This is a genomic window from Rhizobium sp. SG2393 (assembly GCF_042610495.1).
Taxonomy (GTDB): domain Bacteria; phylum Pseudomonadota; class Alphaproteobacteria; order Rhizobiales; family Rhizobiaceae; genus RU20A.
Genome location: NZ_JBHGAP010000008.1, coordinates 1 through 22,181, shown reverse-complemented (window position 1 = coordinate 22,181; position 22,181 = coordinate 1). Strand labels below are relative to the sequence as shown.

20 protein-coding genes and 1 tRNA gene are annotated in these 22,181 nt (G+C 65.4%); 11 read left to right on the top strand and 10 right to left on the bottom strand.

Translation table 11 applies throughout. The features are described from left to right. Positions 1-263 precede the first annotated feature (263 nt). The 5 genes from ACED18_RS15685 to ACED18_RS15665 form a co-directional block, all read right to left on the bottom strand. Positions 264-554 carry a hypothetical protein gene (locus tag ACED18_RS15685; protein WP_377293898.1) on the bottom strand — a complete coding sequence of 97 codons (291 nt, stop codon included), beginning with the start codon at positions 552-554 and terminating at the stop codon, positions 264-266. 383 nt (positions 555-937) lie between these two features. After that, the gene (locus ACED18_RS15680) at positions 938-2,530 is read right to left on the bottom strand and encodes an ABC transporter ATP-binding protein (protein ID WP_377293896.1); all 1,593 of its coding nucleotides are present in this window, start codon (positions 2,528-2,530) and stop codon (positions 938-940) included. A gap of 16 nt (positions 2,531-2,546) precedes the next feature. After that, positions 2,547-3,686: an ABC transporter permease subunit gene (locus ACED18_RS15675; RefSeq protein ID WP_377293894.1), complete on the bottom strand. Its 1,140-nt coding sequence runs from the start codon at positions 3,684-3,686 to the stop codon at positions 2,547-2,549. After that, complete coding sequence (oppB, locus tag ACED18_RS15670; protein WP_377293892.1) at positions 3,679-4,602, bottom strand: oligopeptide ABC transporter permease OppB; 924 nt, start codon at positions 4,600-4,602, stop codon at positions 3,679-3,681. Before oppB ends, ACED18_RS15675 begins: the two co-directional genes overlap by 8 nt. Positions 4,603-4,765: 163 nt before the next feature. Beyond that, the gene (locus ACED18_RS15665) at positions 4,766-6,367 is read right to left on the bottom strand and encodes a peptide ABC transporter substrate-binding protein (RefSeq protein WP_377293890.1); all 1,602 of its coding nucleotides are present in this window, start codon (positions 6,365-6,367) and stop codon (positions 4,766-4,768) included. A gap of 179 nt (positions 6,368-6,546) precedes the next feature. Here ACED18_RS15665 and ACED18_RS15660 point away from each other — a divergent pair, with 179 nt between their 5' ends. Genes ACED18_RS15660 through arsK form a run of 5 tightly spaced genes read left to right on the top strand, consistent with a single transcriptional unit; the run spans position 6,547 to position 10,058 of the window. Further along, positions 6,547-6,906 (top strand): ArsR/SmtB family transcription factor, encoded by a 360-nt coding sequence (locus ACED18_RS15660; RefSeq protein WP_377293888.1) that lies wholly within the window; start codon positions 6,547-6,549, stop codon positions 6,904-6,906. 8 nt (positions 6,907-6,914) lie between these two features. Continuing rightward, entirely contained in the window at positions 6,915-7,607 is a 693-nt protein-coding gene (locus ACED18_RS15655) for an aquaporin (RefSeq protein ID WP_377293886.1), read from the top strand. Between the two features lie 17 nt (positions 7,608-7,624). After that, a complete protein-coding gene (gene arsC / locus ACED18_RS15650; RefSeq protein WP_377294211.1) occupies positions 7,625-8,050 on the top strand; it encodes an arsenate reductase (glutaredoxin) in 426 nt (141 codons plus the stop codon). Between the two features lie 16 nt (positions 8,051-8,066). Further along, positions 8,067-8,819, top strand: coding sequence for an arsenical resistance protein ArsH (arsH, locus tag ACED18_RS15645; protein WP_377293884.1), 753 nt, complete (start codon positions 8,067-8,069; stop codon positions 8,817-8,819). A gap of 18 nt (positions 8,820-8,837) precedes the next feature. Beyond that, the gene (gene arsK / locus ACED18_RS15640; RefSeq protein WP_377293882.1) at positions 8,838-10,058 is read left to right on the top strand and encodes an arsenite efflux MFS transporter ArsK; all 1,221 of its coding nucleotides are present in this window, start codon (positions 8,838-8,840) and stop codon (positions 10,056-10,058) included. A gap of 65 nt (positions 10,059-10,123) precedes the next feature. Here the strand turns inward: arsK and ACED18_RS15635 are convergent, their stop codons facing one another. Continuing rightward, a complete protein-coding gene (locus ACED18_RS15635) occupies positions 10,124-11,638 on the bottom strand; it encodes an aldehyde dehydrogenase (NADP(+)) (RefSeq protein ID WP_377293880.1) in 1,515 nt (504 codons plus the stop codon). Positions 11,639-11,853: 215 nt separating this feature from the next. Between ACED18_RS15635 and ACED18_RS15630 the strand changes: the two genes are divergently transcribed. The 4 genes from ACED18_RS15630 to ACED18_RS15615 all read left to right on the top strand — a co-directional run bounded on the left by ACED18_RS15630 (position 11,854) and on the right by ACED18_RS15615 (position 15,582). Continuing rightward, positions 11,854-12,759: a LysR family transcriptional regulator gene (locus ACED18_RS15630; RefSeq protein WP_377293878.1), complete on the top strand. Its 906-nt coding sequence runs from the start codon at positions 11,854-11,856 to the stop codon at positions 12,757-12,759. A 138-nt stretch (positions 12,760-12,897) separates the two neighbouring features. Then, a complete protein-coding gene (gene mgrA, locus ACED18_RS15625; protein ID WP_377293876.1) occupies positions 12,898-13,932 on the top strand; it encodes an L-glyceraldehyde 3-phosphate reductase in 1,035 nt (344 codons plus the stop codon). A 62-nt stretch (positions 13,933-13,994) separates the two neighbouring features. Next, the gene (locus ACED18_RS15620; RefSeq protein ID WP_377293874.1) at positions 13,995-15,065 is read left to right on the top strand and encodes an aldo/keto reductase; all 1,071 of its coding nucleotides are present in this window, start codon (positions 13,995-13,997) and stop codon (positions 15,063-15,065) included. A 232-nt stretch (positions 15,066-15,297) separates the two neighbouring features. Beyond that, positions 15,298-15,582: a hypothetical protein gene (locus tag ACED18_RS15615; RefSeq protein ID WP_377293872.1), complete on the top strand. Its 285-nt coding sequence runs from the start codon at positions 15,298-15,300 to the stop codon at positions 15,580-15,582. A 16-nt stretch (positions 15,583-15,598) separates the two neighbouring features. Here the strand turns inward: ACED18_RS15615 and ACED18_RS15610 are convergent, their stop codons facing one another. The 3 genes from ACED18_RS15610 to ACED18_RS15600 are packed head-to-tail and all read right to left on the bottom strand — an operon-like array spanning position 15,599 to position 18,281. Beyond that, a complete protein-coding gene (locus tag ACED18_RS15610) occupies positions 15,599-15,982 on the bottom strand; it encodes a VOC family protein (protein WP_377294209.1) in 384 nt (127 codons plus the stop codon). Next, positions 15,982-16,779, bottom strand: coding sequence for an RlmE family RNA methyltransferase (locus ACED18_RS15605; protein WP_377293870.1), 798 nt, complete (start codon positions 16,777-16,779; stop codon positions 15,982-15,984). Before ACED18_RS15605 ends, ACED18_RS15610 begins: the two co-directional genes overlap by 1 nt. Beyond that, entirely contained in the window at positions 16,776-18,281 is a 1,506-nt protein-coding gene (locus tag ACED18_RS15600) for a hypothetical protein (RefSeq protein ID WP_377294207.1), read from the bottom strand. The genes ACED18_RS15605 and ACED18_RS15600 overlap by 4 nt, the downstream gene beginning before the upstream one ends. Before the next feature lie 1,101 nt (positions 18,282-19,382). Here ACED18_RS15600 and ACED18_RS15595 point away from each other — a divergent pair. Together ACED18_RS15595 and ACED18_RS15590 are read left to right on the top strand one after the other, a co-directional pair. Continuing rightward, a tRNA-Gln gene (locus ACED18_RS15595) sits at positions 19,383-19,456 on the top strand. A gap of 157 nt (positions 19,457-19,613) precedes the next feature. Continuing rightward, positions 19,614-21,641 carry an integrase gene (locus tag ACED18_RS15590; protein WP_377293868.1) on the top strand — a complete coding sequence of 676 codons (2,028 nt, stop codon included), beginning with the start codon at positions 19,614-19,616 and terminating at the stop codon, positions 21,639-21,641. Between the two features lie 242 nt (positions 21,642-21,883). Here ACED18_RS15590 and ACED18_RS15585 read toward each other — a convergent pair. After that, the coding region (locus ACED18_RS15585) for a hypothetical protein (protein WP_377293866.1) at positions 21,884-22,181 on the bottom strand (298 nt) is incomplete at its 5' end.

Genomic DNA, 22,181 nt, shown 5'->3' with positions numbered 1-22,181 from the left:
TCATGCGCGTTCGATCAGCTCGCAGCCACGCGAATGCGACCGGACACATGCTGCGCAGCTTCCCGCAGGAGGATCTTGTCGAAAAGGCGTTCCGGCATCATCTCAACCCCAAATTGAGGGTATCGGTCCACCGAATTTGCCCGAATGTCAAGGCGAAGGCCCCTTCGTCCGGCCTGCGGTGCGCCGGCTCGCAAAAAAGCAAAAGACCCATGACGGCGTCATGGGTCTCGTTGCGGACGGTAAAGCGCAGGCGGTTGCGTGGATCAGTGAATCGCGGCGCTGACCATGCGGTAGGGATGCGTGGCGTTGAACTGCGAGATGATCGCCGTCGCCTCGGCCATGGCGCGGCCGGAATGCTCGGGATCCTGGCGCGCAAGCTCGTCGGCATGGACGCGGATCGCATCCGCCATGTTCTTCGACAGAACCGCAAACTGCTCGTCACCTTCGACAAAGGCTTCGCGGGCGTTCCATTCAAGCGTACGGGCCAGATTGACGAAGACTTCTTCGCGCTCTTCGATGCTCATCATGGCGATATGATCGGTGATCTGTTCCATCTTCGTCACTCACTCCTGTCAGACGTGCGACACGGCCGGGCTCTGTAAGCCCCGGCCTCATTACAGAGTTGGTGTCATGATGTGGTCATGTCAAGGGGTGATGGATTTAATGTAATGATTTCTGATGGTTATGACGATTTTCGTCGTGCTGGCGGCACCCCCCTCTGCCCTGCCGGGCATCTCCCCCGCAAGGGGGGAGATCAGCAATAGGGAACGTGCCGGCTCTATCTTGTAACCTGCGGACACAAAGGTCGTGCTGCCGCATCGCAAAGACATGGCAGTAGGGCTGAGCGGAAGCAAACAGCCGATCTCCCCCCTTGCGGGGGAGATGCCCGGCAGGGCAGAGGGGGGGGCCACGCAGGCAGACGCCCCGGCTGCCGCCATCACCCCCCGAACGCCGCCTTCATCAGGTCGCGCGTATATTGCGCGGCCGGCTGGTTGATCACCTCGTCGGCCGGACCTTCCTCCACCACGGTGCCGTCCTTCATCACGATGATGCGGTCCGACAACGCCTGGACGACGGCCAGATCGTGGCTGATGAAGAGGTAGGACATGCCGTGGCGGGCCTGCAGGTCGCGCAGCAGATCGACGATCTGGCGCTGCACGGAGCGATCGAGCGCCGAGGTCGGCTCGTCGAGTACGATGAGCTTGGGCTTGAGGATCAGCGCCCGGGCAATCGCGAGGCGCTGCCGCTGGCCGCCGGAAAACTCGTGCGGATAGCGGTTGCGGCTCTGCGGATCGAGGCCGACTTCGCGGAAAGCCTCGATGGTGCGGGCGTCCACCTCACGCTTGCCAAGCTGGGGCTCGTGGACGGAAAGTCCCTCTGCCACGATCTGCCCGGCGGTCATGCGCGGCGAGAGCGAGCCGTAGGGGTCCTGGAAGACGATCTGCGCCTCGCGCCGGAGCGGCCGCATGCCGTCGCGGTCGAAGCCGCTCACATCCTTGCCGAGCAGCACGACGCGCCCTTCGGACGGCGTGAGCTTCAGGAGCGCGCGCCCGAGCGTCGACTTGCCCGAGCCGGATTCGCCTACCACGCCCACCGTCTCGCCCCGCCGGATGGCAAGCGACACACTCTTCACCGCATGAAACTGGCCGTCCGGCTTGAAGATCGACCCGGAATCGATGCGGTAGTAGACATCGACCGCCTGCGCCGAGAGCAGGATCGGCGCGTCGGCCGGCACGGGCGGCTTGCGACCCGTGGGTTCGGCGGCGAGCAGCATCTTGGTGTAGTCGTGCTGCGGGCTGGTGAAGATCGCCTCGATGTCGCCTTCCTCCACCTTGTCGCCCCGGCACATGACGGCGACGCGGTCGGAGAAGCGCCTGACAACGCCGAGGTCGTGGCTGATGAAGATGATCGACAGCCCGATCTTGCGTTTCAGCTCGGCGAGCAGATCGAGGATCTGCGCCTGGATCGTCACGTCGAGCGCGGTCGTCGGTTCGTCCGCGATCAGCAGATCCGGATCGTTGGCAAGCGCCATGGCGATCATCACGCGCTGGCGCTGCCCGCCCGACATTTCGTGCGGATAGGCATCGATGCGCCGCTCCGGCTCTGGGATGCGCACGAGCTTCAGAAGCTCGATGGCGCGCGCCCGTGCCTCGGCCTTGCTGAGCCCGCGATGCGCCCGCATCGGCTCGGCGAGCTGGAAGCCGATCGTGTAGAGCGGATCGAGCGAGGTCATCGGCTCCTGAAAGATCATGGCGATGCGGCTGCCGCGGATCTTGTTCAGTTCCGCCTCCTTCAGCCCCACCAGTTCCTGTCCGCGGAAGCGGGCCGAGCCCGTCACGCGGCCGTTGGAAGCCAAAAGGCCCATGATCGCCATCATGGTCTGGCTCTTGCCGGAGCCGGATTCGCCCACGATCGCCAGCGTCTCGCCTTTCTTCAGCGTCAGCGAGAGATCCTTGACCGCCTTCACCTCGCCGTCGGGCGAAGCAAAGGTCACGGAGAGGTTTTTCACGTCGAGCAGGCTATCTGTCATATCAACGGTCCCCATCTCAGCGATCCCTCGGGTCGAAGGCGTCACGCAGGCCGTCGCCGATATAGTTGAGCGCCATCAGCGTCACGACGAAGAACAGCGACGGATAGAGCAGCAGCCAGGGGCTTGCCTCGATGGCGCCGGCGCCCTCGGAGATCAGGAAGCCCCAGGAGGTCAACGGCTCCTGCACGCCGAGCCCCAGGAACGACAGGAAGCTTTCGAGCAGGATGACCTGCGGCACCAGAAGGGTGACGAACACCACCACGGGGCCGATCGTGTTGGGGATGATGTGCCGGCGGATGATCGCCCAGTCCGAGAGCCCCATGGCGGTCGCCGCGCCGACGAATTCGCGGCGCTTGAGCGACAGCGTCTGTCCGCGCACGATGCGCGCCATGTCCAGCCAGTTGATGGCGCCGATGCCGATGAAGATCAGCGCGATGTGTCGGCCGAAGAACACGACGAGCATGATGACGAAGAAGATGAAGGGCAGCGAATACATGATCTCGACGAAGCGCATCATGATGTTGTCGACCCGCCCGCCGAGATAGCCGGAGATCGCGCCATAGGTCACGCCGATGACGAGGGCCACGATCGTGGCGAGAATGCCGACCATGAGCGAAATCTGCCCGCCCACCATGATGCGGGCCAGCATGTCACGGCCGTTGCGGTCGGTGCCGAGCAGGAAATATTCGCGGTTCACATGGCCTTCGATCGTCGCCGTCGTCTTGTCGGCGCCCGTCTCCTTGATGACGGCGCCGTCGAATTCGTCGGGGCGGTCGAGATAGCGCACGATGCGCGGGTCGATCTCCTTTTCGGAGGAAATCGTCGCCTCGTAGGTCTTGCCCGAGACGGTGAAACTGTCGAGCTTGGCGCGGCCGCGCTCCACGGCGCCCGCCATGACCTCATGCAGCGTGTCCTCCGCCGGATAGGCCGAAAGGCTGGGCGGCACCGCCACATAGGACTGGTAGACGGTCGAATAGCTGTGTGGGTTGAAGAACGGGCCGACGAAGCAGATCAGCGCGACGATGGCGAGCACGACGATCGAGGCTGTGGCGGCGCGGTTGCGGTAGAGGCGGGCGAGCGCCATGGCTGCGAGGCTGCGGCCCTTCACGGGTCCCTGCGCCGGTTCGGGTGCGGAGGTGGAAACGAGATCAGTCATGGCGGATCCTCGGATCGACGAAGGCATAGATGATGTCGACGATGAGGTTGAGGACGACGATGAAGACGGAGATCAGCACCACCGTTCCCATCACCAGCGTATAGTCGCGGTTGAGCGCGCCGAGCACGAAGTAGCGCCCCACACCCGGCAGCGAGAACATCTGCTCGACGATGATCGAGCCCGTCAGCACCGAGGCGGCGACCGGTCCGAGATAGGAGATGACCGGCATCAGCCCGGCGCGCAGCGCATGCACGCCCACCACGCTGCGGGCCGGCAGGCCGTAGGCGCGCGCCGTGCGCACATGGTCGGCACGGAGCGCCTCGATCATCGAGCCGCGGGTCAGGCGCGCGAAGACGGCGAGCTGCGGAAGAGAGAGGACGACGATCGGCAGCACCAGATGCCGGAAGTCGCCGCTGCCCCAACTGCCCGTCGGCAACCAGGCGAGAGAGACGGCGAAGATCAGCGTCAGCACCGGCCCGATCACGAAGTTCGGCACGGTATTGCCGAGCGCCGAAATGCCCATCAGCAGGTAATCGGCCCAGCTGTTCTGGCGCAGCGCCGCATAGACGCCGAGCGCGATGCCGCCGAAAACGGCGATGACCAGCGCCCAGGCGCCCAGCACCAGCGAGTAGGGCAGGGCCTGCATGATGAGTTCGGAAACCGTGTAGTCCTTGTAGACGAAGCTCGGCCCGAAATCGCCGTGCAGCACGTTCCAGAGGTAGAAGACGTATTGTTTCCAGACCGGCTGGTCGAGATGGTAGACGGCGTTGAGGTTGGCCAGCACCTCCGGCGCCAGCGGACGCTCGAGATTGAACGGGCCGCCCGGCGCCAGCCGGATCATGAAGAAGGACAGCGTCATGACGATGAAGATCGTCGGCGCCGAGGACAGAAGGCGCGATAGAATGAAACGTAGCATGGGCCACTCCCTCGCTCCGGCCGGCCGGCGCATTGTGGCGCATCAGCCTTCCAGTTCGGAAATCGCTTCAAGACGGACGGCGCGGCATCACGGCCGGCCGCATGAACGGACGCCGCCCGCGCATCCCTTTCAGGAGACACGCGGGCGCAGCAGCCGCTGACGATTACTCGATGGAGAGATATTTGGTCAGATGCTCGTTGACGGCATTCTGGCTGAAGCCCTTCACCTTGCGGCTGACCAGCCACAGGTTGGCATTGTTCATGAAGGGCGTGACCGGATATTCGTTCAGAACGATGGCTTCCGCTTCGGCGAGGATCGCCATGCGCTTGGCCGGGTCCGTCTCGGCATAGGAGGCCTTCATCAGCTCGTCATACTTCGGGTTGCTGTAGTGCCCGTAGTTGAAGGCCTTGTTGGTGGAGACGAGCAGGTTCAGGAAGTTTTCCGGGTCGGCATAGTCGGCCGACCAGCCGGCGCGCGCCACGTCGAACGTGCCGCCTTCCTGCAGATAGGCATAGTGCGACTTCACGTCGAGGTTCTGGATGGTGACCTCCGCGCCGATCGCCTTCCACATGTCGGCGACGGCAACGGCCACCTTCTTGTGGTTCTCGTTGGTGTTGTAGCGGATGTCGATCTTCAGGGGCTTGCCGCCTTCACCGTAGCCGGCTTCCTTCAGCAGTGCCTTGGCTTCGTCTTCGCGATCCAGCTGGTCCTTGTCGGCATCGGCCGGCTTGGGCGAAGTGTAGCCTTCCATGCCCGGCGGCACGAAGGTGTAGGAGGGCAGCTGGGTGCCGCCATAGACCTTCTCCGACAGGAAGTCGCGATCGACCGCGATGGACAGCGCCTTGCGCACGCGCACGTCATCGAAAGGTGCGTGGCGGCTGTCGAAGGCATAGTAGTAGGTGGCGAGCGCAGGCGAGGCCTGCACCTGGTCTTCGCCGAGCTTCTTCGTCAGGAAGTCGCGCTGGTCGGCCTGGAAGTTGTAGGCGATGTCGATTTCGCCGGCCTCGAAGGCGCGGGCAACGGCGGCCTGGTCTTCCGAGGGGTTATAGATCACCTTGTCGATCTTCACATTCGCGGCGTCCCAGTAGTCCGGGTTCTTCACGGCGGTGATGTGGTCGTTGGCGACATATTCGGTCAGCTTGTAGGCACCGTTCGAGACGAGGTTGCCGGGCTTGGTGAAATCAGCGCCGAATTTCTCGATGTTCGCCTTGTTGACGGGAATGGCGGTGTAGTGGGTCATCAGCTGCAGGAAATAGGGCGTCGCCCGCTCCAGCGTGATTTCCAGCGTCTTGTCGTCGATGGCCTTCAGGCCAAGCGCATCGGCCTTGCCCTTCGAGGTGTTGAAGGCTTCGGCGCCCTTGATCGGATAGAGGATATTGGCATAGCCGGCAGCGGTCGTGGGATCCAGCACGCGGGTCATGGAGTAGACGAAATCGCCGGCAACGACCGGGCTGCCGTCGGACCACTTGGCGTTGTCCCGGAGCTTGAAGGTGTAGACCGTGCCGTCATCGGAGATCTTCCAGCTCTCGGCCACGCCCGGCTGAACCTTGCCGTTGGCGTCATACACCGTCAGGCCCTCGAAGAGGTCGCGAACGATGAAGCCTTCGATGTCGATGGAGATCTTGGCCTGGTCGAGCGTCTGCGGCTCGCCGCCATTGCCGCGGCGGATGACGGTCTCGGCAAAAGCCGTGGACGACAGAAGGGCGGCAAGCGCGACGGAAGCGAAAATTTTGCCAACGGTGCGGGACGAAACTCGGTAAGTCATGGAAATTTCTCCTTTTTTTATCCCAGAAGCTTGAGCTTATTCTGACCAAATGGAAAAGAAAAGAGTGAGATATGCCGTAAATCTTGCAGTCCTGCGTGCATTTTGCCTATCCAGCGCGGCGAAACGACGGGCCGCACAGCGTCTATTGACGTGAAAAATAAATCCATTATTCTGGATATATGGATGAAAAAGAAACAATCGCGGCGCTCGCCGCCCTGGCCCAGCAGACCCGGCTGCAGACCTTCCGCCTGCTGGTGCGATGCGAGCCGGAGGGCATCCCCGCCGGCGAGCTCGCGCGCATGATCGGCGTTCCCCAGAACACCATGTCGAACCATCTGGCGATCCTGTTGCAAGCGGGGCTTGTTACCGACGAGCGACAGGGCCGCTCCATTCTCTACCGCGCCGACTTCGACACGCTGCGCGCCCTGACACTCTATCTTTTGAAGGACTGCTGCGGTGGTCGTGCCGATCTCTGCCAGCCGTTGATCGACGACCTGACCGGATGCGCAAGCGCCTGCGCGCCCGCTGCGAAGAATTGAGCGAGCCCATGCCTGACGCCACCCGCCGCCTGACCGCCGAAGCGCTCGGAACCGCCATCCTCGTCGCCACCGTCGTCGGCTCCGGCATCATGGCCGATCGGCTGAGCGATGACGTCGCCGTCTCGCTTCTGGGCAACACGATCCCGACCGGCGCCATCCTGATGGTGCTCATCACCATTCTCGGGCCGCTATCGGGCGCGCATTTCAACCCGGTCGTCACGCTGGTGTTCGCGCTGCGCCGAGAGATCGAGGCGGGAATGCTTCTGCCCTATATCCTCGCGCAGATCGCGGGCGGCATCGCCGGCACGCTTCTCGCCCACGCCATGTTCGATCTGCCGATTCTGCAGGTGTCGCAGACCGTGCGCAGCGGCACCGGCCAGTGGACGGCGGAGGTGGTGGCAACCGCCGGCCTGCTGCTGACGATCCTTGGCGGCCTGCGCTTCCGCGCCGAGGCCGTTCCCATGCTGGTCGGCCTCTATATCACCGCCGCCTACTGGTTCACGGCCTCGACATCCTTCGCCAACCCCGCCGTGGCGATTGCCCGCAGCCTGACCGATACCTTCGCCGGCATCCGCCCGGTCGATCTGCCGGGCTTCATCATCGCCGAAATCGCCGGAGCGCTCCTCGGCGCCCTCATCGGCGGCTGGCTGTTTGCGCGTGAGCGCGCGGCCGCCGCCCCGCTCACTGTTCCCCAATCCTGATCGAGAGAATGGCTGCCATGGACGTCACCATCTACCACAATCCGAAATGCGGCACCTCGCGCAACACGCTGGCCCTCATCCGCCATGCCGGCATCGAGCCCACCGTGATCGACTACCTCGCCCACCCGCCGGCAAAGGACGTGCTGGCCGGCATGATCCGCGACGGCGGCCTCACCGTGCGCCAGGCGATCCGCGAAAAGGGCACGCCCTATGAAGAACTCGGCCTTGCCGATCCCGCACTGACCGATGACCAGTTGCTGGACGCGATGATCGCGACCCCCATCCTCATCAACCGGCCCTTCGTGGTGACACCGCTCGGCACGCGCCTGTGCCGCCCCTCGGAAGCCGTGCTGGATATCCTGCCGCCCGACGCCTTTACCTCCGCCTTCGTGAAGGAAGACGGCGAGGCGGTTCTGGACGAGACCGGCAAGCGCATCGCCTGATTGAACGGATACCGCCATGACCGACCCCGTCGACCCCGCCACGCTCGGCCCCGCCATCACCGCAGCCGATCTGCCGGCAGCCGACCTCGGCCATCTGCGGATGCCGGATCGCGATGCGCTCCGTCCGGCCTTCTCCACCCATCCGCCGCGCATCCTCATCCTCTACGGATCGCTGCGGCAGGTTTCCTACAGCCGCCTGCTGGCCGAGGAGGCGGGCCGTCTGCTGACGCATTTCGGCGCCGAGGTCCGCTTCTTCAATCCTTCCGGCCTGCCGCTTCCCGATGATGCCCCGGTCAGCCATCCGAAGGTGCGCGAGCTGCGCGCGCTTTCGGAATGGTCCGAGGGTCAGGTCTGGGTGAGCCCCGAGCGCCACGGCACCATCACCGGCATCATGAAGGCGCAAATCGACTGGATTCCGCTGTCCATCGGCTCCATCCGGCCGACCCAGGGCAAGACGCTGGCCGTCATGCAGGTCTCGGGCGGTTCGCAATCCTTCAATGCGGTCAATACGATGCGCCTGCTCGGCCGCTGGATGCGGATGATCACCATCCCCAACCAGTCCTCCGTCGCCAAGGCCTTCCAGGAATTCGACGCCAGCGGCCGCATGAAACCGTCCTCCTATTACGAGCGCGTCGTTGACGTCTGTGAGGAACTGATGAAATTCACGCTTCTCACGCGCGATTGCTCGGCCCATCTGACGGATCGCTACAGCGAGCGCCGCGAGGATGCGGCAAAGCTCGAAGCGCGAACCAGCCTGAAATCGATCTGACGGCGAGGAGGCCGGCTGATGAGCGAACCCAGCATGCCGGTCGCCGCCGTTCTCGGCCTCGGCACCACCCAGATCATCGGCTATGGCACGCTCTATTATGCCTTCAGCATTCTCGTGCCGGATATCGCCCGCGACATCGGCCGGTCCGAAAGCTGGGTCTTCGGCGCCTTCTCTGTGGCGCTGCTCATCGGGGGGCTCGCCGCGCCCGTCGCCGGCCGGCTCGCGGATCGCCACGGGGCAGGCCGTGTCCTGTCGGTCGGCTCGCTGGCCGCGGCGCTCAGCCTCGTCCTTGCCGCGGTGGTTCCCGGTGCCTTTGCCTTTGCGGCGGCGCTGGTGACCATCGAGGTCGTCTCGACCACCGTGCTCTATGCCACCGCCTTCACCGCCATCGTGCAGGCCGGCGGCGCCACCGCCCGGCGCTCCATCACCCATCTCACGCTGATTGCCGGCTTCGCCTCCTCCCTCTTCTGGCCGCTCACCGCCTGGCTGCATGGCTTTCTCGGCTGGCGGGAGGTCTATCTCGTCTTCGCGCTCCTCAACCTCGTCATCTGCCTGCCGATCCATCTCGCGCTGATGAAGCTGACGCGCCGCGTCGCGCAGCCGGAGGCGAAAACGCATGCGGGTGGTGTTGCCGAGACCGGTCTTTCGCCGGGGCCGCTGGTCTTCACCCTCATGCTCGCGGGCTTTGCCATTGAGGGCTATGCGCTCTCGGCCATGCTGGTCCATATGGTGCCGCTCACGCAGGCGCTCGGCCTTGGCGGCGCGGGGCTGGTGATCGCCGCGCTCTTCGGCCCCGCGCAGGTGGCAAGCCGTCTGATCAACCTCGTCTTCGGTCGGGATCTGCGGCAGGTCTGGCTCGCCGTCATCGCCGCTGCGCTTATGCCGATCGGCATCGCCGTGCTGCTGGCGGCAACCGGCGCACCGTCCGGCCCCTGGCTGCCGGGCGCCGTGCTCTTCGCCATCTGCATGGGCCTCGGCTCCGGCCTCACCAGCATCGTCGGCGGCACGCTGCCGCTCGAACTGTTCGGGGCGAAGGGCTACGGCCGCCTGATGGGCTGGTCGACCGCCGCCAAGCAGGTGGCGGCGGCACTCGCCCCGCTCGGCATGTCGCTCTCGCTGGAACGGCTCGGCACCACGCCGTCCCTCGTCATCATCGCCGCCACCGGCCTTGTCGGCACGCTCGCCTTCGCGGCCATTCCGCTCGTGGCGGAACGCCGCGTCGCGCCCGTGGCAGGCTGAGCGCCCGCAAAAAAGCCGCAGCAACCCTTCGGTAACTGCGGCTTCATCAGTCAGTCAGTCAGTTCTTACTGGAAGTCTTCCGGCAGCAGGCCGGCCGGCATGTTCTGGTAGGAGACCGGGCGCAGGAAGCGGCGGATGGACATGGTGCCGACGCTGGTGGCGCCGAAGTTGGTGGAGGCCGGGTAGGGGCCGCCATGCACCATGGAATCGACCACTTCAACGCCCGTCGGGAAGCCGTTGACCAGCACGCGGCCTGCCTTGCGCTCGAGGATCGGGCGCAGGCGCTTGGCCTCGTCCAGGTCGCCCTCATCCATGTGGATCGTCGCCGTCAGCTGACCCTCGAAGTTGCGGGCAAGCTTTTCCATCTCGGCGATGGAGCCGACGCGCACGACGAGGCCGAGCGGGCCGAACACCTCTTCTGACAGCGCATGGTCGGCCATGAACTGGTCGCCGGAGATTTCAAAGAGGTTCGGCGAGGCCTGACGCTCGTTCGATTCCGTCGTCAGCAGCGGCTTGACAGAATTGCGGCTCTGGAAACGCTCCTGCCCGTCACGATAGGCCTTGGCGATGCCGTCCGTCAGCATGGTCTGGGCAGCCACCTTCTCCAGCGCCTCGACGGTCGCCTTGGTGAAGCGGTCGGCGTCCGGGCCGTCGGTGACGATGGCAATGCCCGGATTGGTGCAGAACTGTCCCGCACCCATGGTGAGCGATCCCGCCCAGCCCTGGCCGAGCGTTTCGGCGCGCGCCTTCATGGCTTCCGGCAGCAGGAACATCGGGTTGACCGAGCCGAGTTCGCCGAAGAAGGGGATCGGCTCCGGGCGGGCGGCGCACAGATTGAAGAGCGCGCGGCCACCGGCGAGCGATCCGGTAAAGCCGACCGCCTTGATCAGCGGATGCTGCACCACAGCCTCGCCCACCTGACGATTGCCGCCCTGGATCAGCGAGAAGACGCCCGGATGCACGCCGGTCTTCTTGATGGCGGCGAGGATGGCATCGGCGATGATTTCGCCCGTGCCCGGATGGGCCGAGTGACCCTTGACGACGACGGGGCAGCCGGCCGCAAGTGCTGCGGCCGTATCACCGCCGGCGGTCGAGAAGGCGAGCGGAAAGTTGGAGGCACCGAAGACGGCGACCGGGCCGATCGGCCGCTGGATCAGGCGGATTTCCGGGCGCGGCAGCGGCTGGCGGTCGGGGAGCGCCGCATCGACGCGGCGGTCGAGATAGTCACCCTTCTCGATGTGGTCGGCGAAGAGCCGGAGCTGGCCGGTCGTGCGGCCACGCTCGCCCTGCAGGCGGGCGACGGGCAGGCCGGTTTCCTGCGTGCCGATTTCCGTGATGGCATCCGCACGCGCCTCGATCTCGTCGGCGATGGCGCGGATGAAGGCGGCGCGTTCCGCCCGCGAGGAATAGCCGTAGGAGAGGAAAGCCTCTTCGGCCGCTTCCGCCGCCTTGTTGACGATCTCGACGGTGCCGACGGCAAAATCGTGCGAGGGGCCGTGGGCGGGCGTCGAGGCAAAGGTGCCGTTGCCCTCAAGCCATTCGCCGGCCACGAGGTGTTTGCCATTGGGGGTGAAGCTCATTGCATGTATCTCCGTGTCGCAAGGGTGCGGTCGAATCGGTCGGTCTTGCCGGGCCTCGCGCAGGGGCTCCGGCAGGTCGCCACCCGAAGCGGCGGCTGCGACCATTGAGCGCCACCGGATCGGTTCCGGTTGCGCACGACATCAGCTCCTCCCGCTCCGTTTCCGGCGCGGGGAAGGGTTTCCCACGTTTTGCGCCGAAAGAGAATGGCTTTGCGATGATCTCCATGCGGAATGAGCTGTCAGACCTTTCCGTCTTCCTGCTGATCGTGCGCCATCGCTCGTTTCGCAAGGCCGCCGATCAGCTGGGGCTTTCCGTTTCGGCCCTCAGCCACCGGATGAAGGCGCTGGAAGCCCGTCTCGGCGTGCGCCTTCTCAACCGCACCAGCCGCAGCGTCTCGCCGACCGCCGCCGGTGCCGCGCTGGCGGAAAAGGTGGCAGCCGGCCTCGACATCATCCATGAGGGCATCGAGGAATTGCAGGGCCGCTTCGGCGGCATTTCCGGGAGCGTGCGTATCAATGTCCTGCGCGATGCGGTGCCGCTGCTGCTCGCGCCGGTGCTGCCGGTCTTCCGCGAACGCTATCCGACCATCGAGCTTGAGATTGCCGCCGACGATCACTTCCTCGATGTCACCGCGGAAGGCTTCGATGCGGGCCTTCGCTATGCCGGCTCCATCCCCGAAGACATGATCGCCGTCACCGTCACCGAACCCCTGATGTGGGTCGCCGTCGCAGCCCCCGCCTATCTGGAGCGCATGGGCCGCCCGCAACACCCGAGCGATCTGCTGCGGCACAATTGCGTGCGGCTGCGCACCGGGCGCGGCCAGATCGTCCGGTGGGATTTCGACCGCGGTGAGGAGCATCTGGAAATCGATGCGCCGGGCTCCCTCATCTCCGGCTCCACCGATATCGCGATCTCGGCGGCACTCTCCGGCACGGCTGTCGTCTACTGCCTGGAGCGGCTGGCCCGCCCGCATGTGGAGGCCGGCCGGCTGGAGATCCTTCTGCCGGAATGGGCCTCGCCCGGCCCGCCGCTCGCCTTCTACTATTCCAGCCGCCGGCAGGTGCCGCACGGCCTGCAGGTGCTCATCAAGACGATCCGCGAATTGCGCCCCACCGCGTGAGTAATCGTTGATTCTGGCGAAACGATCCATTGAATTGCCTGCGATTGCCGAAACCATCCGCCTCGCTTAGTCATAGGGCAAAGGCGGGCCGCCAAGGGTCGGCCGGCGCCCCCATGGCGCACACAAGGGAGACACCCAATGCAGACACAATACGTTCCGGCAGCCGATCGTTACGAGAACAGGGACTACCGCCGCGTCGGCAAGTGGGGCCTGCGCCTGCCGCCGATCTCGCTCGGCCTGTGGCATAATTTCGGCGGCACCGACGTGTTCGAGACCGGACGCGCCGTGGTGCGCCGTGCGTTCGACCGGGGCGTGACACACTTCGACCTCGCCAACAATTACGGCCCGCCCTACGGCTCGGCGGAAGAGAATTTCGGCCAGATCCTCAGCAAGGATTTCGCAAGCCTGCGCGACGAGCTCGTCATCTCCTCCAAGGCCGGCTGGGACATGTGGCCCGGCCCCTATGGCATCGGCGGTTCGCGCAAGTATCTCATGGCCTCGCTAGACCAGAGCCTGAAGCGCATGGGCCTCGACTATGTCGATATCTTCTATTCGCACCGCCCGACCTCGGATGTGCCGCTGGAAGAAACCATGGGCGCGCTGGTGCAGATGGTACGTCAGGGCAAGGCTCTCTATGTCGGCATTTCCTCCTACGGTGCCGAACGCACCCGCCAGGCCGAAGCCATCCTGCGCGCCGAAGGCGTGCCGCTCCTCATCCACCAGCCGTCTTATTCCATGCTGAACCGCTGGGTGGAGCAGGAGCTTCTCGGCACGCTCGACGCGCTCGGCACCGGCTGCATCGCCTTTTCGCCGCTGGCGCAGGGCCTGCTGACGAACAAGTACCTGAACGGCGTTTCCGCCGACAGCCGTGCGGCCCGCGCCGGCTCCTTCGACGAAAGCCTGCTGACGGAGGACAACATCGCCCGCGTGCGTGCGCTGAACGACATCGCCGCCCGGCGCGGCCAGTCGCTGGCGCAGATGGCCATTGCCTGGGTGCTGCGCGATCCGCGCATCACCTCCGCCCTCATCGGCGCGCGCAATGTCCAGCAGCTCGACGATTCGCTGGATGCGCTGAACAATCTCGCCTTCACGGATGAGGAGCTGAAGGAGATCGACCGCCACGCCAGCGACGGCGGCATCGACCTGTGGCGCAACGTGATGCAGGACAACTAAGGTCGATCGGCCCGCCTTCCCATCCGGACGGCGGGCCTTTCATCAAACGGGAGGAGGACAACATGGAATACAGACTGCTCGGCCGTTCCGGCCTCAAGGTTTCCACCATCACCATGGGCACCATGACCTTCGGCGGCGTGGGCTGGGCCAGGACCGTGGGTGATCTCGGCGTGGCCGATGCCCGCCGCATGGTCGATCTCTGCCTCGACCACGGCGTCAACCTGATCGACACGGCGGATGCCTATTCCGCCGGTGTGTGCGAGGAGATCATCGGCGAAATCCTCGGCGGCACCAGAAAGAACGGCGTGCTGATCGCCACCAAGGCGCGGTTTCCCATGGGCGAGGGGCCGAACGACTGCGGCCTGTCGCGCCATCATCTCATCGCCGCCTGCGAGGCCAGCCTGAAGCGCATGAAAACCGATGTCATCGACCTCTATCAGGTCCATGAATGGGACGGCCAGACCCCGGTCGAGGAGACCATGGAGGCGCTGGATACGCTCGTGCGCCACGGCAAGGTGCGCTATATCGGCTGCTCCAACTTCTCCGGCTGGCACATCATGAAGGCGCTCGGCGTTTCAGAACGCAATCGCACGCAGCGCTTCGTCAGCCAGCAGATCCACTACACGCTGGAAAGCCGCGACGCCGAAAACGAACTCGTGCCGATCAGCCTCGACCAGGGCCTCGGCATCCTCGTCTGGAGCCCGCTCGCCGGTGGCCTTCTGTCCGGCAAGCACCGCCGCAATCAGGCCGCGCCCGAAGGCACCCGCCAGTTCGCCGGCTGGACGGAGCCGCCGATCCGCGACGAAAACCGCTTGTGGGACATCGTCGATACGCTGGTTGCCGTGGCCGAGGCGCGGGGCGTCTCCGCAGCCCAGGTGGCGCTCGCCTGGCTTCTCGGTCGCAAGGGCGTCACCTCCGTCATCGTCGGCGGCCGCACCGAAGCCCAGTTCCGCGACAACCTCGCCGCTGCCGATCTCAAGCTGTCGGAGGAGGAGCGCCGCCGCCTCGATCAGGTCAGCCAGCCCTGGCTGCAATATCCCTATTGGCACCAGCGCAACACCGCCAGCGATCGCCTCGGCGATGCCGATCTCAGCCTGATCGCGCCCTATCTGAATGCGGCGGCAAAGGGCTGAGGGCAGGGGATATCCTCCGGCAAGACCCGAACGGCCCGGCAATCCGAAGGGATTGTCGGGCCGTTCTGATTGAGGCGCGGGGCAGGGGCGGGCGAAGCGTGTCCGCTCCACCTCTCGCGACCGTATCGGGATCCCTCATGTAGGACGAAGGGCTTAGAGGCTGGAAGCGCGCATCGCTTGCCCCCTCCCGGCCTTTGTGGAACGATGCCACCACCGCAGGAGGAGCGCTAAAATGTTGGAACTGTTGATCTCCCAGCTCACGGACCCGTTCCGCATCGGCCTCGTCCTGTTCCTGCTCGTCACCGCCATCCGCACCCGCGCGGCCACCGGGCTGTGGACCCCGCTTGCCGTCGGCATCCTCTTCGTCGCCGTGCTGATTCCGCTGACGACGGGCGCTGCCGCTGCACCCGACAATGCTGCCCGCCTGACGGCCATGGGCTTCGGGGTTGTCGCGAATGCGCTGCTTCTGGCGGTGATGCTGGCCGGCTGGCTTGGCTGGCAGCGGCTTCGGGGATAGGCGAGGGGTCGCCGTCCTATTCCGGCCGCTCGCAGACCGCAGCCAGCTTGTTCCCGTCGTGATCCCGAACGAAGGCCGCGTAGAAATGCGCATGGAACGGCCGCAGGCCCGGCGCGCCTTCATCCGTGCCGCCCTCGGCAAGCGCAGCGGCATGGAACGCATCGACGGCCGCGCGGCTTGGTGCCTCGAAGGCGATGGTGACACCATTGCCGAAATGCGCGGGCCTGCCATCGAACGGGGTCACTACCCAGAAGCGGCAGCGCACATCGCCCGGCGCCATATAGCCGATCTCGGTTTCATCCTCCCGCTCGCGGCGGAAGCCGAGTGTGGCCATCACACGGTCATAGAAGCGGCCGGCGCGGGAAAGGTCATTGCTGCCGACGGTGGTGTAGAGCAGCATCATGCGTCCGCATCCGGGCCCGTGAACGCGTCCACGTCCTCGTCGACAACCGTATCCGCGTGTTCGGCATCCTCGGCACCGTCTGCGTCGTCGGCGCTGCGGGCACGGCGGCCCTTGAAGCCCTTGGCGAGCAGGAACATCTCGACGGACTCGGCCCGCGAGGACGGCGGCTTGACGTGCACGACCTGGCGGAAATTCTGCTTGAGCATGGTGAGCAGTTCGCGCTCGGCTCCGCCCTGGAAGGTCTTGGCGAGGAAATGCCCGCCCGGAGCCAGCACATCCACCGCGAAATAGGCCGCGACCTCGCACAGATGCATGGTGCGCAGATGGTCGGTCTGGCGGTGGCCGGTCGTCGGTGCCGCCATGTCGGACAGCACCACGTCCGGCGCACCGCCAATCGCCTGCTTCAGAAGCTCCGGTGCGGTCGGATCGAGGAAGTCGAGCATGAGGATGTTGACGCCCGGCAGCGGGTCCATCTCCAGAAAGTCGATGGCCGCCACCCGCGGGTCCGCATCCGTCGATCCCGTCACCTTGGCGGCGATCTGCGACCAGCTGCCGGGTGCCGCCCCCAAGTCGATGATGCGGCGCGCGCCCTTGAGGATCGCATGCTTCTCGTCGATTTCGAGCAGCTTGAAGGCCGCGCGGGCGCGATAGCCCTCCAGATTGGCGCGCTGCACGTAGGGATCGTTGATGTGTCGCTCCAGCCAGCGGCGGGAGGAGGCCTTCAGCTTGCCCTTCTTGACCTTCTGGCCAAGCTTGCGGCCGGTGCGGTTGCCGCCGATCGGTGGCTTGGTCATGGCTTGGCTCCCCCTGTGGTGGCGCTGTCGTCGCGGCCGTTGCGCCCTTGCCGGCGGCCGCGGCGCCAGGCGCCGTCATCGGCCATCATATCGGTCAGAAGCCCTTCGCGAAGCCCCCGGTCGGCGACCCGCATGCGTGTTGAGGGCCAGCGGCGGCGGATCGCTTCCAGAATGGCGCAGCCGGCGAGCACGAGATCGGCGCGATCCGGCCCGATGCAGGGGTTTGCGGCCCGGGCGGCGAAATCCCAGGAGAGAAGCCGCGCCTGCATGGCCGAGACCTCGTCATCGGTCAGCCATACGCCATCCACTCGGCGCCGGTCATAACGCGGCAGATCGAGATGCACGCCGGCCAGCGTCGTCACCGTGCCGGAGGTGCCGATGAGATGGAAGCCCGATTGCGGATCGTCGCCCGTCAGCGCCTCCACCGGCGGGCTTTCGAAATGCGACAGCATGCCGGCCACTTCCACCACCATGGCCTCGAAGCGCTCCGGCGTGACATCCCGCCCGCCATGGCGCTCCGACAGCGTGACGACGCCGACCGGCAGCGATGTCCAGTGGGTGATGTGATTGGCCAGCCGGCTCGAACGGTTCTCGCCGATCCGGATCACCGCAATCTCGGAGGAGCCGCCGCCGATATCGAAGAGCACGACCGATTTCGTCTCCCGCCCGACGAGTGACGAGCATCCGGAAACGGCAAGACGCGCTTCCGTCTCGCGGTTGATGATCTCCAGCGTCAGCCCCGTCTCGTTGGCCACGCGCTCCAGAAAGGCCTCGCCGTTTTCGGCCGCGCGCGCCGCTTCGGTCGCGATCAGCCGGCTCATGCGGATCTGTCGGTTGCGAAGCTTCGCGGCGCAGATGCGCAGCGCCTCCACCGAGCGCTCCATCGCCTCGTCCGAGAGCCGGCCAGTGGCCGCAAGCCCTTCGCCGAGGCGCACGATGCGCGAGAAGGCATCCACGACGCGGAACTGGCCGGGCCGGGTGGGCTGGGCAATCAGCAGGCGGCAATTGTTGGTGCCGAGATCGAGCGCGGCATAAAGCGGCGCCTCCTGCAAGGCCGCCTCGCCACCGCGCTGGCGGTGGCTGCCCGACGCATCGCGACTGTCGCTGCCGCGTCCGCCGTCCTGTCCGCCGTGACGGCCTTGGCCCGGTGGGAAACGACGCCCTGCATCGCTGCGCAGCAGCGGCCGCCAGCCGCCATCGACACCTTCCACAAGTCCCGCGTCACCGGGGCCGCGGCCCTGTTCCATGCGCGGACCGGATGTGCCGCTGTGCCGCTGCTCCTGGCCGTCCCGTCGTGCCGGGCCCTGGCCGCGGCCACCATGCGCCGTGCGTGCTGCCGCCTCGGCGTCCTCCCGGCCGCGCGCGCCGTTGGGATCGCGGGGTGGCCGGTGATGGCCGGTCCGGTCCGGTCCTGTCGGTGGGGTGGGCCGATCGGCCATCCGCTCGCCAGCGCGGACCGCCTGTCCGTCCTGCGGGCGTTCCGCCGCCCTGGCCGCCTGCACGCCGTCCCGCAGGGGCGCACGCTCCTGCGCCCGCTCCGGCGTCAGCGGCCGACCCTGAAGCGCACGCTGTCCACGCCCCGATTTGCCGCCATGGCGGTTGCCCTGCCGCTCTCCACGATTCGCCTTGGATTGCTTGTGTCCCGATGGCGCTGCCTGCCGCTCGGCACCGGCCCGATCGCCTCCGGAAAGCGCGGCGCCACGATCACCCGCGCGACGCATCTCCGCGCCCGCCGGCGTGCCGTCCGTCCGGGCGCCATCATTTGCTTCGCGGCCGCGATCGCCGCCGCCTTTCGCGCGCCCTGCCAGCGCCGACGCGGAATGGCCTGCCGACGAGCCGGCCCCTGACGCTCCCCCAACGCTTCCGCCGGATGCACGCCCGTCCGCGCCACGCTGACCAGCGGCCGCAGCCGGCCCACCTTTCGAAGACGATGCGCCTTGGAACGCGCCACTCTGGGAAGGGGCTGCCTGAAAGGCTCTGCCATGCGCAGCAAGGCCCGGAGCCGGAAGCCCCCCGTTCGGAATGCCCTCGACCACGAGACCCTGGTCCGCGACACCTTTGCCGGCGACACCTTTGCCCGGCACGCCATGGCTATGCACGATTTGTCCGGGCGCACCTGCGCCCTTGCCACGCCGACGGCGCTTGCGCTTGCGGACCGGCGCCTCTGCCGGTCCCTCGTTCTGGGGACGCCGTACCAGGCCGCCATCGGGCACCTGGCTGGCATGCGGATGGGCCTTTGCAGTGGCACGCCGCCGCCTGCGCTTACCCTTCACCGCGCGGGAACCGGACGGCCCCTCGACACGATCTGCTGCCGACGCCCCGGAAACAGACGGCTTGTCGCCGTGTTCGGGGTCCATCACATATTGTCCATTGCGCCGCGCATGGCCGCTTCGGGCCGCTCAAAGCGCTTTCCTGAGTGTTGTTGGTCAAAGTTTACCAGCGCAGCCCGCGTTCGCCAAACGCTTTTTTAGCCGGCCACTCCCCACCCACCCGCACGGCTGGACCATCATCCCGGTGATTTTTTGCAAAAAGGGTCTTTGCAAACCCGACGCTTTCTGTTTATAAGCCCGCTCACTACCGCGGCGGACAAAACGCTGCCTTGTTGGGGAATAGTTCAACGGTAGAACGACGGACTCTGACTCCGTTAATCTTGGTTCGAATCCAGGTTCCCCAGCCAATTCTCCCAAATTCCTGTTATCCTTCAGTTTTCCAGCCGCGCCGGATCCCGTTTTGGCATCATTGGCGACCTGATGCCCAGAACTGATGCCCAGAGGTGATGCCCAGGCCCCGAAGCGGGCGACGGCGCCAGCTCTGGAACGACAGGGCATTTCGTCATGGCCGTTCGCCACGAGGTCGAGAATCTCATCCGCCGCGGAAACATCTTCTACTGGCGGCCGCGCATCCCGGCGCACTTCACCGCCTGTCCGAGCGGCAGCCGGCTTTCACTCAGCCTTCAGGTTTCCGATCATAGAAAGGCGCAGATGGTTGCGCGCCGGCTGAACACCCGGCTCGCGGAGATGCGGTTTGTCGAACGGGAACGCATGTCGACACGGGAACAGCTACAGAAGCTCTTCATCCAGGTTCGAGACGAGATGCTCGATCACCTGGAGGACGTCAGCGTCGCAGCCAAGCGCAACGGCCGCGCCGACGATATCGAGGAGCTCGAGCACGATCTGGAAATGGGCTGGGCCTACAAGCTGCTCGCCCAGTTCGGGCTTCGTCGCGAACTGACGCTGGAAGACGATTGCAGCGGTACGACCTATCTCCTGAAAAACGGCGTACCGGCCTCCCACATCCCGGCAATCCGGGCAAACTATCGGAGCGAGCTCAAGCGCTCCATCCAGCCGAGCTTCGAGAACAGCATCCGCAAGCTGATGCAAGCCTTCGATATCGACGACAATCCGATCAATCGTGAGAAAGCGGCTTCCCGCTTCTTCGAAGGCAAAGCGGAAGCCCTTCTCGACGTCGACGATCGCCATCCCCTTGCCGACCGCACTCTCAGCGAGTTCACCGGCGGTGGCCGTCCAGCACTGACGCTTGTCCCCAACGCAGCCGAGGAGCCAAAAACCAAGCAAGCGGCGTCCTCGCCAGAACCCGTCATCGCGGCGGACGATACAAGCTCTCCGCCGAATGAAGTGAAGCCCGCCACCGATCCGCAACCCGTCGTAGCCCTCGCTGCGTTCGAGAGCGAATGCAACAAATTGATCGCGAATATGGGAGCGGAATGGGAGCCGGCCACGGCGCGCGACGTCCTGGCGCTCGTCCGCCTGTTCAAGACTGTGCTCGAAGAACACCGCGTCGAACATTCTGGGCAGATCACTCAGTATCACATCGGCAAGCTTCGCCAGCACTTTAACGACATTCCGGCGCGCTGGGGCCAGAGCCACCGCATGCGTGCCATGTCCGCACCGGAGCTTCGGGCCGAGGGCGAGAAGCTGAGAGCCGCCGCAGCCGTCACGGGCGAAAAGGCCAAGGTTGGACTGACAGCGGGCACCGTCAGGAAGCACTTCGGCAACCTGCAGCACTTCCTGAAGCACATCCGGGGGCACGGCTTCGAGATCACCAACTGGACCTTCGAGGGCCTTCGCCCACGCAAGCCAGCCAAGGGATCGATCCGGTCGCAGCAGTTCAAGCCGACGCCTGAAGACATTGCCCCGATCTTTTCGTCTCCGATCTATACGGGCTCGCTCAACAGCGGGCGCGGCCGGAGCAAGCCTGGCAATCAAGTTTACCACGACTCGCTCTACTTCCTGCCGATCATGCTCACCTATCTCGGCGCGCGGCGGAGGGAGTTTGCGGCGCTCGAAGTCGATGACATCTACCGTGAGGCTGGTAGCTACATCATCAATCTCAAGCCGAACTCGCTGCGCCGCCTCAAGAACGAGCAATCGCAACGCATCCTGCCGCTCCCTGACGAACTGATCCGCCTTGGCATTCTCGACTATCAGAAGGCGATCCGGAAGCTCGGCTATGTTCAGCTGTTCCCGGACCTGTTCTCAGACAAAACGGACAACGACCCAGGCGATCGATTCTATGACGCCTTCACGCCGATCATGAGGAAGGCGCTTCAGGACAAGATGTGGAACAGGGCGTTGCACGCGCTTCGACACGGAATGGCAAACACGCTGTTTCAGGCCGGTGTTCCGCCGACTGTCATCGATGACATCTCCGGACGTCTTGGCGATGAGAGCGAGACGGCAACGCGTTACACCGACATGGCAGGTCTGCCCCTGATGCGGGAGGCGCTTTCCAAATATCCCATCATCACGGCGGGCGTCGAAAGAAAGCCTATCCAGCTTCTGCCCTGGGTCGAGAACAAGCAGCCAGCGCCCTGGGCGAGACGCGGAAAGAAGGACGCGTAAACAGGAAACAATTTCCGGACAACGCTGAAGTAGCTGGTCGGTCGAGGCGTCCTGCTGCCCCACCGAATCTTCAACAAATCCGATTCCTCGGCAAACGGCGTTTTACGAAGTAATGGGGGGAGAACACTGCACGTGGCAGGAAAAGCAAACGGCGTTTGCAAGCATGCAGGCCGTAACGGCGCACAGGACGGCGGCGCGACCTCTCGGGCACAGAAGCGCCTGGGCCCCTGACCTGACCAGGCTCACTCGTCGGCCTCGGCCCCGTCCGGCGGCCCGTCCGGAAAGAGCAGATGCAGCTTGCGCCGGAACGGGGGCTCGCCAGTCCGGTACTTTGAGATGAGGTCATCCAGGACCTCCTCGCACAGCCGCTCATCAAAACCCTGCTCGACCAGCATTCCCACGGTGCGGTCCCTGTATTTGTCGAGCATGCCCGGCTTCTCGTTGCTCGCGGCCACGCGGATCGTCCAGAAGAGAACAGTTCGCGCGACGTCGTCCCGGTCAGGTCGCTTCGCCGCCGTGTTCCGACGCCGTGCCTCCTGC